The organism is Methylomonas sp. PHL2-19 (genome assembly GCF_059331595.1).
Genome location: NZ_CP196839.1, coordinates 3,931,501 through 3,945,381, shown reverse-complemented (window position 1 = coordinate 3,945,381; position 13,881 = coordinate 3,931,501). Strand labels below are relative to the sequence as shown.

General features: G+C 47.0%; 11 protein-coding genes. 8 read left to right on the top strand and 3 right to left on the bottom strand.

What is annotated here, in order from left to right:
* The first annotated feature begins 111 nt into the window (after nucleotides 1-111).
* Together ACR02O_RS18140 and ACR02O_RS18135 are read left to right on the top strand one after the other, a co-directional pair.
* Complete coding sequence (locus ACR02O_RS18140; RefSeq protein WP_458139345.1) at nucleotides 112-1,764, top strand: alpha-keto acid decarboxylase family protein; 1,653 nt, start codon at nucleotides 112-114, stop codon at nucleotides 1,762-1,764.
* Between the two features lie 122 nt (nucleotides 1,765-1,886).
* Nucleotides 1,887-2,846, top strand: coding sequence for a GNAT family N-acetyltransferase (locus ACR02O_RS18135; protein ID WP_458139346.1), 960 nt, complete (start codon nucleotides 1,887-1,889; stop codon nucleotides 2,844-2,846).
* An 86-nt stretch (nucleotides 2,847-2,932) separates the two neighbouring features.
* Here ACR02O_RS18135 and ACR02O_RS18130 read toward each other — a convergent pair whose 3' ends face one another.
* The gene (locus ACR02O_RS18130; protein ID WP_494522123.1) at nucleotides 2,933-4,000 is read right to left on the bottom strand and encodes an OmpA family protein; all 1,068 of its coding nucleotides are present in this window, start codon (nucleotides 3,998-4,000) and stop codon (nucleotides 2,933-2,935) included.
* A 409-nt stretch (nucleotides 4,001-4,409) separates the two neighbouring features.
* On the opposite strand from ACR02O_RS18130, the gene ACR02O_RS18125 reads away from it, so the two are divergent.
* The 6 genes from ACR02O_RS18125 to ACR02O_RS18100 all read left to right on the top strand — a co-directional run bounded on the left by ACR02O_RS18125 (nucleotide 4,410) and on the right by ACR02O_RS18100 (nucleotide 10,431).
* Nucleotides 4,410-5,057, top strand: a complete 648-nt coding sequence (locus ACR02O_RS18125; protein WP_171694725.1) for a uracil-DNA glycosylase — start codon at nucleotides 4,410-4,412, stop codon at nucleotides 5,055-5,057.
* Nucleotide 5,058: 1 nt separating this feature from the next.
* Nucleotides 5,059-6,888, top strand: coding sequence for an excinuclease ABC subunit UvrC (gene uvrC, locus ACR02O_RS18120; protein ID WP_458139383.1), 1,830 nt, complete (start codon nucleotides 5,059-5,061; stop codon nucleotides 6,886-6,888).
* Nucleotides 6,878-7,438: a CDP-diacylglycerol--glycerol-3-phosphate 3-phosphatidyltransferase gene (gene pgsA / locus ACR02O_RS18115; RefSeq protein ID WP_033157381.1), complete on the top strand. Its 561-nt coding sequence runs from the start codon at nucleotides 6,878-6,880 to the stop codon at nucleotides 7,436-7,438. Before uvrC ends, pgsA begins: the two co-directional genes overlap by 11 nt.
* 63 nt (nucleotides 7,439-7,501) lie before the next feature.
* On the top strand, nucleotides 7,502-8,107 hold the full coding sequence (locus ACR02O_RS18110) for a TetR/AcrR family transcriptional regulator (RefSeq protein ID WP_101051582.1): 606 nt from the start codon (nucleotides 7,502-7,504) through the stop codon (nucleotides 8,105-8,107).
* A gap of 45 nt (nucleotides 8,108-8,152) precedes the next feature.
* Complete coding sequence (gene tviB / locus ACR02O_RS18105) at nucleotides 8,153-9,424, top strand: Vi polysaccharide biosynthesis UDP-N-acetylglucosamine C-6 dehydrogenase TviB (protein ID WP_415878716.1); 1,272 nt, start codon at nucleotides 8,153-8,155, stop codon at nucleotides 9,422-9,424.
* 2 nt (nucleotides 9,425-9,426) lie between these two features.
* Nucleotides 9,427-10,431 (top strand): NAD-dependent epimerase, encoded by a 1,005-nt coding sequence (locus ACR02O_RS18100; RefSeq protein ID WP_415878715.1) that lies wholly within the window; start codon nucleotides 9,427-9,429, stop codon nucleotides 10,429-10,431.
* Between the two features lie 54 nt (nucleotides 10,432-10,485).
* On the opposite strand, the gene ACR02O_RS18095 is transcribed toward ACR02O_RS18100, so the two are convergent.
* Nucleotides 10,486-12,561 carry a sulfatase family protein gene (locus ACR02O_RS18095; protein WP_494522122.1) on the bottom strand — a complete coding sequence of 692 codons (2,076 nt, stop codon included), beginning with the start codon at nucleotides 12,559-12,561 and terminating at the stop codon, nucleotides 10,486-10,488.
* Nucleotides 12,562-12,597: 36 nt separating this feature from the next.
* A complete protein-coding gene (locus ACR02O_RS18090) occupies nucleotides 12,598-13,860 on the bottom strand; it encodes a putative O-glycosylation ligase, exosortase A system-associated (RefSeq protein ID WP_458139404.1) in 1,263 nt (420 codons plus the stop codon).
* Between the last annotated feature and the right edge of the window lie 21 nt (nucleotides 13,861-13,881).

Here is a 13,881-nt window from a genome sequence, read left to right as displayed (position 1 = left end):
CGGGGCTCAGCAGTATTGACTCTTAATCGTCCTGTTAAAACGGTTGAGCAATATGGGTCTTTTACGAATCAGTGCTCACAGTTTAATTCTATTCGGAGGTCACAAAGCGCTATGAGCACTGCCAAATTCGATACGATTGGACAATACCTCCTCAAGCGCCTATATCAAGCCGGTGTAAAAGACATCTTTGGCGTGCCTGGCGACTATGTGTTGGGGTTTTATGATCTGATGATAAAAAGTCAGGTTCGGCATATCGGCACCACCCGAGAAGATTCCGCAGCCTTCGCTGCCGACGGTTATGCGCGTTGCGCGGGCATGGGCGCGTTGGCGGTGACATATGGCGTTGGTGCCTTAAACACAGTGAATGCGATTGCCGGCGCTTATGCAGAATCCTCGTCGGTGGTACTGATCAGTGGCGCGCCCGGCGTTGGCGAGCAGAAAGACGATCCGTTGATTCACCATCGATTTGGGCCGTTTACTTTTCAGCGGGAAATTTTCGAACGGATTAGCTGCGCGTCGGTGGTGCTAAACGACCCGGTGATCGCCTTTCGGCAAATCGACCATGCTATCGAAGCCGCGCGCCGTTTTTGCAAGCCGGTATACATCGAGCTTCCCCGCGACTTGGTAATGGCGGAAGGCTATCCCATGCCGACTGAGTCAGTAGAACAGTTTACCAGTGACCAAACTGCTCTATCCGAAGCGCTTGCCGAAACCATGGCGTTATTATCCAAAGCGAAGTCGCCGATGATCGTGGCGGGTGTTGAATTGCATCGACGCGGGCTGCAAAGCGCTTTGGCGGATTTCGTGGAGCGTACCGGTTTGCCCGTAGTCGCCACGCTAACTGGTAAATCGGTGATGTCCGAACGGCATTCGGCGTATCTAGGGATTTACGAAGGTGCGATGAGTTCGGAGTCCGTGCGAGACAGAGTCGAAAAGTCCGATTTGCTGTTGATGTTGGGTGTAACCTTGAACGAGATAGATACCGGCATCTACACTGCAAAACTCAATTCCCATTCAACCATTCGCGCGGCATTGAACGAGGTGGTAATCAGCGCGCATCGTTATCCAGGCATTGCCTTGGAAGACTTTCTCGGGGCTTTAGCCGGCTCGGTTAATACCTCCGGAACCAGTTGCGTTTCCATTCCGGAACCGTTAAAAAACCATGCTTTTCCGGAATCGGACCGGCCAATCACCACTGCCAGGCTAGTCGAGCGGCTGAATAGTGCGTTAAGTAACGACATGATCGTGGTGTGTGATGTCGGCGATTGCCTGTTCGCAGCTATCGATTTGCGCGTCCACGAGCAAAGCGAATTTTTGGCGTCGGCTTTTTACACCACGATGGGTTTTGCTGTGCCGGCTGCGTTAGGTGCGCAAATCGCGCGTCCGGATCGGCGGGCATTGATTTTAGTCGGCGATGGGGCGTTTCAAATGACCGGCACCGAGCTGTCGACTCATGCCCGCTTGGGATTGAATCCTATCGTAGTGGTATTTAACAACGACGGTTACAGTACGGAGCGTTGTATTCTTGAAGGTCCATTCAACGATATTAATCCATGGCGTTTTGATCGTTTGGGAGAGCTATTTGGGCCTTTAGCCGGCTACGATGCGCGAACGGAAGCTGAATTTGAAGAGGCTCTGTTCAATGCCCTGAATAACCAAAGCATGCCCAGTATCATTAATGTCCATCTGGCAGCCAACGATTCGTCGGAAGCGATGAAGCGTCTTGCCGAGCATTTGCAATCGAAGATCAAAAGAGAGGTTTGAAGCGAGGCTTGTGTTCTCTGCCATCCGATCTGCCGGTAGGTAATACAATCGGCTTGCCGAGTCGAATTTTCAGCAGAGTGCATCTAAACTCATTCACTCACTTACTACTCATCCGTCGCGCTATGCAAATTGCCAACTGTTATCTCGAGCCAGCCAGCTATGCCGTTGATTTTGAGGACATATGTTATGTGCGAAATTTGGTGTTCGTTGTCGAACAGCAAATACCGTTAGAAGTGGAGTTCGACAAACTTGATGCGGACTGCCATCATTTTTTAGTGCGGGATGCGGATTATCGGCCAATCGCTACGTGTCGACTTTCGCCGGAGGGCAAGCTTGGACGAATGGCGGTTCTACTCGAATGGCGCGGACAAGGTGTTGGTGAATCTTTGTTGCGTGCAGCAATCGACAAAGCGCGTAACTTGGGGCTGACTACTATTACCGCCAACGCGCAACTTAGCGCATTGAGGTTCTACCAAAAATTCGGTTTTGTCGCGGAAGGTGAAGGGTTTGCTGAAGCCGGCATTCCGCACCAGGCTATCAGGCTTATATTGCAGCCGCTTGAACAAGCGTTGCGATCCGTGCTCCAGACCCGAGAAGTTTCTGTTGACGCTGTCCGCCTGGAGACTGTCGAATCGACCTTAACCGCTACCCGGCAATTGGTGATGGCGGCTCGTCGGCAGATTTGTATCTACAGCAGGGATCTGGACTTTGCTTTATATGGACAAAAAGACCTTGTCGAGGCTCTGAAACAATTTACTCTCGGCAATCGTAACGCCAGTGTGCAGATTATCATTCAGGAACCAGCCAGCCTGCGTCATCAGGTTCATCCTATCGTGGAATTGGCTCAGCGCTTACCGTCATATTTTTTGATTCGTGTGCCCGATGAAGCTGAAGATTTGCAATATCCTTCTGCTTTTATCATCAACGATAGCGACGGCTATTTATTTCGCTTGCTGGGTAATCGCTACGATGGGCATTGGAGTCCTAATTTGCCGGCACGTCATCGGCCATTGCGTGAAGAGTTTGAGCGGGTCTGGCAGCGTTCAAGTGCTTGTGCGGAATTTAGGGCATTGAGTTTGTAATTTTTGATCTTCCTCGTGCGCATATAAAAAACCCGCCTAACGGCGGGTTTTTGTGCTGAATCAATTGACTTAACCAGGTTCGCTGACTATTTCAATGTCTGTTGGGCTTTACCATCCACTTCCAACTGTACTCGGCGGTTATTGGCGCGGCCTTCTTCGGTTTCGTTGGTATCGATTGGCCTATCCCAGCTATAACCGTGTGAAGTGATATTAGGAGAGTGGCTGCCTTTGGTCAGGTATTTCTTAACCGCCAATGCCCGGCGCTCCGACAAGTCCAGGTTGTGTTTGTACGAACCGGTATTGCTGGTATGGCCTTGAACTTCAAACGCCATGTCAGGATACTGTTTGATGCGGTCAACGACTTTATCCAGTTTTGGGAAATATTGTGGTTTTATAACGTCTTTGTCGTTATCGAATTTCACATCAACAATCCAGCAACCGTAGATGCTAACTTCTACCCCTGGTAATGTCGTTGGACACTTATCGACGCAATTGTTTACGCCGTCTTTGTCGTCATCCATTTTTGAGCAATCCAGTTTTGCTGGAGCCGGTACTGGGGTGGGCGGCGGGGTTGGTTCGGCTTTTGCGACAACTGCTTTAGGTTTTTCGCCGAACGGGACCACGAAACCCAGATTAACCGTCATGTCGTGAAATTCTTCGGTGCCGGGTTGTAGTTTGGCGTTGAAGTTGTTGTTGTAACGGTAGCGGACGTCGCTGCGAATCAGGAAATTATCGTGCAGTTCATAGGTAAAACCCGCACCCGCTTCGCCGATGAAGCCCGCGCCGCTGTCGCCATTGTGGGTGCTATTGATGCCACCCACGCCGATTACTGCATAAGGCGAGAATTTATCTCTAAACAAATAATACTGCGCGTCGACAGTACCGCCGGTCAAATCCCAGTTGCCATTGCTTTTAGCGCCTTCCAGGTTTTGGTACAAACCTCTGATCTCAATGTTCAGATGTTCATTGATGATCTTACCCAGGCCTAAACCGCCGCCCCAACTGCTATGCGCATTACGATCACCGCCCGGTTGCACGAAAGTGCCGAAGGGCGCCGCGTACCATCTGTCGTCAAGGAACTCGTCGGCTTGTGCCGTCGACACGGAACCGAGCGCCGCCATCATGGCGATTGCCAGTAAACTTTTCTTCAACATAAAGACTCCTTTTGTTATTTGTAAAAAATAGATAATTCGTTGCTTTTGAGAGGGAGTAATAAAGCCGTGGTTAGAAAAAATAGGCTTTAAAAATCAAAGGGAATTGCAGATTCTGCTAAGCATGTTGTAAAAATACCACAATTTTGGCTATTAGCAAACGTTTAGGTTTATCCGGTGCCAGTATTTGCGGTATTCCAGTCGGCTGTTTCCGGGCTTGGATTATGGGAATTTGGAAAGTCCGGGCTAGGACCGCTTGCGGTCAAGCCGTCGTTTATTCTCTCCGGATAAGGTTATTCCGGAGAAGACGGAAGTAAAGATGTTGTAGATACACAAGTTAATAAGCAAAGCGAGCGACGCAAGAAATCTGGGGCTCAGGTAAAATTCCGCCAATTTGAGTGTTTATCGTTTTATGACTTATTCATCCTATTTCAAGCAAGACTGCCGAGCATGCCCGCGGTTAAGCGAATTTCTCTGTGAAGTGAAGGCGAAATATCCTGCTTATCACGCCTTGCCGGTGGCACCGTTCGGCGATCCGCAAGCGCACTTGCTGGTTGTTGGCTTGGCACCGGGTATGCACGGCGCGAACGCCACCGGCAGACCGTTTACCGGCGACTATGCCGGTCTGTTGCTGTATCAGGCTTTGTATGATTTTGGTTATAGCAATCAATTGGCATCGACGAATTTGGCCGATGGTTTGCAGCTCAGCAATTGTCGGATTACCAACGCCGTGAAATGTTTGCCGCCGCAAAACAAACCCACCGGCGATGAAATTAAACAATGCAATCCTTATCTGGCGGCCGAAATTAAAACTCTACCGAAACATTCGGTGATTTTGGCTTTGGGTAATATCGCCCATCAGGCGGTATTGCGAGCATATGGGTTGAAGACTAGTGCGGCTAAGTTTGCTCATCATGTAAGTTTTGAATTGCCGGACGGCAACACGCTGGTCAGTTCTTACCATTGCAGTCGCTATAACGTGCAGACCAAGCGCCTGAGCATGGAGATGCTGGCGGCGGTGTTTGTAAGCATTCAAAACTTGCTATCTGCCGGTGACTGAAATGCAACCGGGCGAATTTGACGCCAAAGCCTTTCTGAAGACGCTAACCCAGCGTCCCGGCATTTACAAGATGTTGGACGAGAAAGGCGAGATCATCTACATAGGCAAAGCCAAGAATCTGAAAAATCGGGTTTCCAGCTATTTCAGAACTCAAAATGCTTCGCCCAAACAGCAGGCCATGGTAGCCAAGGTCGCCGGTATAGAGGTAACCGTGACCCACACGGAGGGGGAAGCCTTACTATTAGAAAGCCAGCAGATCAAACGCCACAAGCCGCGCTACAACATCAGCTTGCGCGACGATAAATCCTATCCCTATGTATTCATCTCCAGTTTCCACGATTTTCCGCAGCTAACTTTTCATCGCGGTGCCAAGAAGCGCCGTGGCAAGTATTTCGGGCCGTATCCCAGCGCCAGTGCGGTGAAGGAAACCTTGAAGTTATTACAAAAAATTTTCCCGGTGCGGCAATGCGAAGATTCCTATTACAGCGCCCGATCCCGGCCTTGCCTGCAACATCAAATAGAGCGTTGCACTGCACCTTGCGTGGGACTGGTCAGCAAAGAGCAATATGCCACCGATGTGGAAAATACGATTCTATTTTTGGAGGGGCAGGGCGGCTTACTAATCGATCGCTTGGTGGCGAAGATGGAAGCTGCGGCCACGCAATTGGAGTTTGAGCAAGCCGCTGCGTATCGCGACCAAATCGCCCGCTTGCGCGCTGTATTGGAAAAACATTGTGTGGAAGGCGAAAAAGGTGATGTGGATATTGTTGCTTGCGCGGTTAAGAATGGTTCGGCCTGTGTACAGGTGTTTTTTATCCGGAATGGTCAGCATTTGGGCAACCGGCAGTTTTTTCCGAAAGTCGACGATGAAAATCAGCCCGAGGAAATCTTGCAGGCTTTCATCGCCCAATATTATTTGGACAAAACCGTACCTCACGAATTGATCGTCAGTCATGCCTTGCCCGAAGCGGCTTTGGTGGCCGAAGTATTGGCCGAACAGGCCAAACATGCGGTAGCGATTGCCAATAATGTGCGCGGCGAACGGATGAAGTGGTTGCAAATGGCTATCACCAATGCCGACAGTGCGCTTAACGCTAGGCTGGCTGATCGACAGGGTTTGCAAGGGCGCTTTATCAGTTTGCAGCAGGAATTGGGCTGCGATATCACCCCCACTCGTCTGGAGTGTTTTGATATTAGTCATACCCAAGGGGAACAGACCGTGGCGTCTTGCGTGGTGTTTGACAGAGAAGGGCCGGTGAAATCCGACTATCGACGCTTTAATATCGATGGTATTACTGCCGGCGATGACTATGCGGCGATTCATCAGGCGGTTTTTAGACGCTTCAGCCGCTTGAAGAATGGCGAGCATCCTGCGCCGGACATCCTTTTAATAGACGGCGGCAAAGGCCAGGTCGCTGAGGCGGAAAAGGCTTTGGCTGAATTGGAGATAAACGATGTTATGATAGTCGGTGTTGCTAAAGGTCCTGATCGCAAAGCCGGCATGGAAAAAATCATTCTGGTCGGTAATCGGCAGCCCTTGGATGTGACGCCGGGGGCTTCCGCCTTGTTATTGATTCAACAGATTCGCGATGAAGCGCATCGTTTTGCGATAACCGGACACAGGCAGCGACGCGGTAAGGTTAACAAACAATCGGTACTGGAAGATATTGCCGGACTGGGGCCGAAAAGACGACAGGTTTTGCTGAAACAGTTTGGCGGGTTACAGGGTGTGTCCAGCGCGGGTGTGGATGCTTTAGCCAGTATAGATGGCATTAGCCGACAATTAGCGCAGCGAATTTACGATACATTTCACCATCAAGATGGCCATTAGATTTACCATTCCGACCTATTTAACCCTGTTGCGGATCGCCCTGATTCCCTTGTTGGCCATCGTGTTTTATTTGCCGTGGCAATATTCCAATCTGGCCTGTACCGCAATTTTTCTGGTTGCCGGTTTCACCGATTGGCTTGACGGTTATCTGGCCAGAAAAATGAATATGCAAACCGCTTTTGGTGCATTCCTGGATCCGGTGGCTGATAAATTGATGGTGGCGTTTGTTCTGGTATTGGTGGTGCAGGCTCAAGGCAATCCTTATCTCGCGGTGCCGGCGGCTATCATTATCGGTAGGGAAATTGCGATTGCGTCGCTGAGAGAATGGATGGCTGAGATTGGTCAGCGTGCCAAGGTCAAGGTTTCGCAATTGGGAAAATGGAAAACCACTGCGCAAATGACGGCAGTGAGTTTGTTGCTTTATAGGGATGATTTATTAGGCCTGCCTATCAATACCATGGGTTACTGGTTGTTATACTTGTCGGCGATTTTAACCTTATGGTCTATGGTTAATTACCTGGTCGCGGCGTTCTCCACCATCAACGAATAATAAAAGCAGTATCGATACTGCCACAACAGAGAGTAAACAGCAGGTAAAGCTGTATATAAGAGCATGGAACAAGAATTAGAATTAGAAAATAAACCGAATAAAACCATCAGTCAGGACGAAGTGTTGCAGGCTGCTTTAAAGCTGTTTGCCAAGAAGGGATATTTCAATACCTCATTAACCGATATTAAAGATGCGGCGGGTATAACAACCAGTACCGGCATTAGTCAGTATTTCAAAACCAAGCAAGCCATCGCGCAAACCTTGTACGAAAATATTCTGGATAGCCTGAGCATATCGATTGATGATATTCGCCGCCGTAATCGCAAAGCTGCCGAACAATTGCGGGAAATAGTCGATTTACTCTTCAAATTAACCGATGACGCTCCGGAAATCGTTGAGTTCTTGTTATTTGTAAAAAGCGAAGAGTTTTTGGCGGAACCTAAGCCCCTGCTGGAAACGCCCGCGTTTATTAAAATAAAACGGATTTTTCAGAATGGCGTCAAAGACGGCGAGATGAAGGCACTGGATCCCTTATTGGCCTACACTTATTTCTTCGGCATTATCAATCATACCTTGGCGATGGTGTTGAGCGGCAACTTGCCGAAAACGGCGGAAAGCTATCAGGCACAAGCTTGGCTGACGGCGTGGGGCTGTATAGTTAAAAAGTAATTCAAGTCATTAAAACTCAGAGCGGGGCGGAGGAGGATTTACTAGATGTTAGATAACATTAAAATCGGTATGATTGGGCTTGGTTACGTGGGGTTGCCGCTAGCTGTCGAGTTTGGACGAAAATATCAAACCGTAGGTTTCGATATTAACCAGCATCGGATTCAGGAATTACGCGCAGGTCGCGACCATACTCTGGAGGTTAGTGAAGAAGAACTCGCCGAAGCCAAGTTACTGACTTACAGCGCAGATTTACAAGATATAGCCGATTGTTCGGTTTATATAGTCACAGTCCCCACGCCAATCAACGAACATAAACAACCTGATTTGACGCCGCTGCAAAAAGCCAGCGATTTGTTGGGTAAGGTAATAAAGTCCGGCGATATCGTCATTTACGAATCCACTGTTTACCCCGGCGCAACCGAAGAGGTGTGCATACCGATTCTGGAGAAAGTGTCGGGTTTAACGTTTAACCGGGATTTTTATGTCGGTTATAGCCCTGAGCGCATTAATCCCGGCGATAAACAACACCGCGTAACCAATATTCTGAAGGTTACTTCGGGCTCTACGCCCGAAATAGCAGAAAAAGTAGATGCTTTATATAAAAGCATCATTACTGCGGGCACGCACAAAGCCAGCAGCATCAAAGTCGCCGAGGCTGCTAAAGTCATTGAAAATACTCAGCGCGACGTCAACATCGCTTTAATCAACGAATTGGCTTTGATCTTTAACAAACTCGGAATAGATACTGAAGAAGTATTGCTGGCAGCGGGAACTAAATGGAATTTCCTGCCGTTTCGCCCAGGTTTGGTGGGTGGACACTGTATCGGTGTGGATCCCTACTACTTAACCCATAAAGCTCAAGCGATAGGCTACAACCCGGAAGTGATACTCTCTGGCCGTCGAATCAACGATGGCATGGGGGTATACGTTGTGTCGCAATTGGTAAAGCTGATGCTGAAGAAGCGTGTGCATGTCCAGGAAGCTAATGTGTTGATCATGGGCTTGACCTTTAAAGAAAACTGTCCGGACATTCGTAACACTCGGGTGGTAGACATCATTGCCGAATTGAAGACTTATGGCGTCAATGTCGAGGTCTACGACCCCTGGGTTAATGCTGAGGAAGCGAAACACGAATACGGTATAACGCCGGTCGCTAAACCGGCGGCGGGAAAATATGACGCGATTATTCTGGCTGTGGCCCATGACGAGTTCAGAAAAATGGCGATTTCAGACGTCAGAGCTTTAGGTACGCCGCAAGCCATTGTGTATGACCTGAAATACTTGTTTCCTACGGATCAAACAGACGCAAGGCTTTAAGAATGAAGATTATGGTGACCGGCACGGCCGGTTTTATAGGCAATCATTTGGCGCTCAGATTGTTGGAGCGTGGTGACGAAGTTATTGGTGTCGATAATCTCAACGACTATTACGATGTTAACCTGAAATTGAGTCGCTTGGATCGGATCAAGGATTTTGCCGGCTATACCGATGTCAGGCTGGATATTGCCGATAGAGCCAGTATGGATGCACTATTCAAAAAGCACCAGCCGCAAAAAGTGGTTAATCTGGCGGCTCAGGCCGGTGTGCGCTATTCCATCGAGAATCCGCATGCCTATATCGATAGTAATATTGTCGGTTTCATCAATATCTTGGAGGGTTGCCGGCATAATCAGGTGGAGCACTTGGTATATGCCTCAAGCAGTTCGGTTTACGGTGCCAACGAATCCATGCCGTTCTCCGTGCATGACAATGTCGATCATCCCTTGAGCTTGTACGCGGCGTCAAAAAAAGCCAATGAGCTGATGGCGCACACCTATAGCAACTTGTATCAATTGCCTACCACAGGTTTGCGCTTTTTTACTGTGTATGGGCCGTGGGGTCGCCCAGACATGGCGTTGTTTTTATTTACCAAAGCGATTTTGAATGGCGAGAAAATCAATGTATTCAACTACGGTAAGCACCGCCGCGATTTCACTTATATAGACGACATCGTTGAGGGAGTGATTCGGACCATGGATCATAACGCTTCGCCGAATCCGGACTGGAGTGGAGAAAAACCCGATCCAGGCACCAGTAGAGCACCTTGGCGGGTTTATAACATTGGTAACCAGAATCCGGTAGAACTGCTGTCTTATATCGAAACCTTGGAACGTTTTCTCGGTAAAACTGCCGAGAAAAATTTATTGCCCTTGCAGCCTGGTGATGTCCCGGATACGTTCGCCGATGTAGAGGCCTTGGTAGCGGATGTTGGTTATAAACCAAACACGACTATCGAGCAGGGGATTGAACGGTTTGTTGCTTGGTATCTTCAGTATTATCAGTGAATAATTTTTGATACCCTGATTGCGCAGTTTTAAACTGTGCAACAGCTTTGTATTTTAATTAGCAGATTCAAATAAAGGGTCACTCTCGATGTGGCTATCCAATAGCTTTTTAAGCTCCGCGAATATATCGGGATGAGACTCTATTACATCCCGATATGGATCGTTTTCTAAGTCGTATAGCTGATACACAGGTTTTGTATAAGTCGCTATATATATTAGTTTCCACTTTTCATTCTGTACGGAACGGCTTTTCGCGCGGATAACCGTGGGATAATGTTTTTCGTTGACGACCAGTGTGCCGGATTTTTTATCAGGAATATCCAGTAATTCAACAATATTGGGATATAAAATTTGTTCAGGATGTAAGCCAGGTATCTTTCCTAGCCAAATCCCTGTTTCTTGAAAAGCAAAAAGCTCCGGCGATGTCTGTGCTTTCACATAAGGAATCAAATTAACACCGTCGAGCGTTGTTGGAATAGGTATATTCAACAAATCTAACAAAGTTGGCATGACGTCAATGGAGCGGGTGGTCGGCTTAAAGTTTACGCCACCAGGCACTCCTGGGCCTTTCATCACCAATGGAATTCTGCCGCTGGGGTCGTTTCCTACCAAGGTATTGCCCTGGCCCCAGCATCCCGTTTCAAAAAAATCCGCACCATGATCGCTATATATGATGACGATGGTATTATCGGATAAATCCGACTTTTCAATATAGTCTATTATTTTCCCCACTTCATCGTCGAATTGTTTGACGCAGCTGTCATATAAATTAATAATTTGCGGGATGTCGAAAAACTCCGAGGTTTTTTCCTGTTTTTTGATAATTTCTTCCGCCGAGGCGAGTCTGGTCATAATAAACCGTGACTCACCTTTATAGTCTTTTGGGGTAAATAAGTTGTAATAGGGATACTCCGAATTGAAAGGGACGTGCGTGGCCGAAGTGAACAAATTAATAAAAAAAGGCTGCGAGTTTTTCGCCGAATGGGCAATTAATTGGCGGCATTCGCGACTTAAGCTTCGGATCAAGGGTACGCCGGCCAGATAATAGAACTCGGGTAAGAAGCGTTTTCCTAATGCGTTATTGGTGAAAAGCGATAATACGTTTCGGATTAAAGACGGCCCTTGTCTTAGTAGTAGTTTGATATTCCATTGATCTTCAGCGACCGAGATTTCCTTGAAGTTAAAACTTAATTTTGCGAAATCGGCTCCGCACCAATCGGAGATGCATGCAGTCAAGTAACCGTGTTCGTTTAATATGTCGATCAAAGACGGTTGCGGTAGTTTACAGTCTGCCAAGGATGGATAATTATCGCGAATTTTATGGTTATGCGGCCATAATCCGGTAAATAGGGACGCAATACTTGGTGCCGTTCTGGCGACAGGGGTTATGCATTTATCGAGTCGTAAGCCGTTCGCGCTTAATTTATCAATGTTGGGGGTGAGGTTTCTGTGATAGTTGCTGCCGCCTAGTCTGTCATGGCGCAATGTATCAGAACCTATCATAATCACATTGGGTTTTGTTTGAGACGATGCTTTAACGACAGCTGGTTCGTTAACTATCGTTGCGTAATAGATGTAAGCATATAAACCAGCCAAAGCTATTATATAGAGCACTAGCGGCGTATTATTTTCTTCGATAGCTAAAAATAGAGCGATTACCGATGTTACAGACAGTAATGAAATTAATGAAAACTTTATGCCACTTATTATTTTCGGAGATAATATCTTCCATATAACAAATAATCTGGAAAATCTATACTGGAAAGATAATTGAATGGTGCCAGGTGTATACAGGAGTTGGTGTAAAAAAAAGTAGGTAGTAATTAGCGTGGTTGATATTAAGCAGCAGCTTAAGCCTGTGATGAAATTAAATTCTATCAATGTAGTAAGCTTTGATAGTGAATAAGCTGCAATAGAACCGGGTAAGGATGTCAGAAAAAATATGACAAATAACCAAGTGGCTAACCTGGTTAGGGCGAAAACCACATAATACCCAAATTTTTTTTCTATTTCTTTTTGGATACCGGGTCCGGTACGAGAATAGTTGTGTAAGGTAAGTATTATTAATGTAATAGTAAACAGCAGTGCGGCAGCAGATGAGCAGTAGAGGGACACCAGTATTTTTTCCATCTCTATTTTATTCGATTGGATGAGTATGATTGGTGGCTAAATTATTATATTTCGATTTTTTTTGTACTGCTGTTCATTTATGCGTGCTTTTTCCGAAAACTCTTGCAATGCGAATTTTTTAATTAACATCGATATAAATACTAAATGATAAATCAAATCCCAGTAGGATAAGCCGAGGAAAGCGGTGCCAACCATATAGCAAATGATCGAGGTTCTGACCATTAGGCTGTAATGGCGTACCCATTCCATGCCTTCTACTCGTTTCGCTTGACTCGATAAACGGGTTAAGCCAAGAACGCTACCCAGTATCAGCGAAATCCATAATCCAAATGCAATAAAGCCATGCTCAGCAAGCATTTCTACGTAAGAACTGTGCCAATCCCTCATCGTGACATGTATCCAGCCATCGAATCCCGCCCCGGTAAACGGGTGGCTCAGTGCATGATTCCAGCCATCTGTCCATGCTTCGATACGTGACATGGCGGATGCGTCCTCCTCATAGGTTTCCAGAGTGTGCATGCGTCCGAACCATTCTTCAGGCAAATAGGGGAGTACAAAAAATGTACCGACAATTACTAGAGGGATCATCAAGTATTTACGTTTGCTGTTTGAGATCAGCGTAAACGTCAGAGCGATCATGGTAAGTAGTGCACCTCGCGACCATGATGATAATGAAGCGGCATAAATGATAGGAATGGATAGCAATATTCCTTTTTTAAGCCAGCTCTTCCGTACTTCTTTTTCCCATACTAGTAGCAATGGCACTGCAATCAACATCGCAACGGCAAATAAATTGTTGTCTTCGAATTGCGTATTGGGGGGGCCGTATACGCGGTGACCAAAGCCGGTTAGGATGGCAAATATACCACCTTTTACTGCAACAAGGCCGATAGAGGCGCCTATGGTGGAAATCAAATAATAGAGTTTCTCTCTGGTATTGATGAGTACCCATGTGAAATAGAATGGCACAAATACCTTTGAGACGAACAAAAATTTTTCCCAGGCAATATCCTGTAAAGGCGATTGGGTTGTGGTAAATATAAAATAGAACCAAAGTGTTATAAAAACTGAAATTCGCCAGTCCTTAGGGATGGGCTGTTTATCTTTGGTGTTGAACGTGCTGACAACAACTACCAAAAATAACACATAGTATACCGGTAGCGAACGTACCGCTCCCCAGGCATAGGCGTGCGGATTCAAGTAGCTGAATATTGCTAATGATAGCACCCCCCACCATGGTTTTTTTAATGCGGCAACTATGCAGCATATCAGAAAAATAAGAACAACTATGTCGCGCACGGAGTTTAATTTAGTAGGTTT

Coding starts and splice junctions, on each gene's coding strand:
- ACR02O_RS18140 (WP_458139345.1), top strand. CDS start 112: ATGAGCACTGCCAAATTCGATACGATTGGACAATACCTCCTCAAGCGC.
- ACR02O_RS18135 (WP_458139346.1), top strand. CDS start 1,887: ATGCAAATTGCCAACTGTTATCTCGAGCCAGCCAGCTATGCCGTTGAT.
- ACR02O_RS18130 (WP_494522123.1), bottom strand. CDS start 4,000: ATGTTGAAGAAAAGTTTACTGGCAATCGCCATGATGGCGGCGCTCGGT.
- ACR02O_RS18125 (WP_171694725.1), top strand. CDS start 4,410: ATGACTTATTCATCCTATTTCAAGCAAGACTGCCGAGCATGCCCGCGG.
- uvrC (WP_458139383.1), top strand. CDS start 5,059: ATGCAACCGGGCGAATTTGACGCCAAAGCCTTTCTGAAGACGCTAACC.
- pgsA (WP_033157381.1), top strand. CDS start 6,878: ATGGCCATTAGATTTACCATTCCGACCTATTTAACCCTGTTGCGGATC.
- ACR02O_RS18110 (WP_101051582.1), top strand. CDS start 7,502: ATGGAACAAGAATTAGAATTAGAAAATAAACCGAATAAAACCATCAGT.
- tviB (WP_415878716.1), top strand. CDS start 8,153: ATGTTAGATAACATTAAAATCGGTATGATTGGGCTTGGTTACGTGGGG.
- ACR02O_RS18100 (WP_415878715.1), top strand. CDS start 9,427: ATGAAGATTATGGTGACCGGCACGGCCGGTTTTATAGGCAATCATTTG.
- ACR02O_RS18095 (WP_494522122.1), bottom strand. CDS start 12,561: ATGGAAAAAATACTGGTGTCCCTCTACTGCTCATCTGCTGCCGCACTG.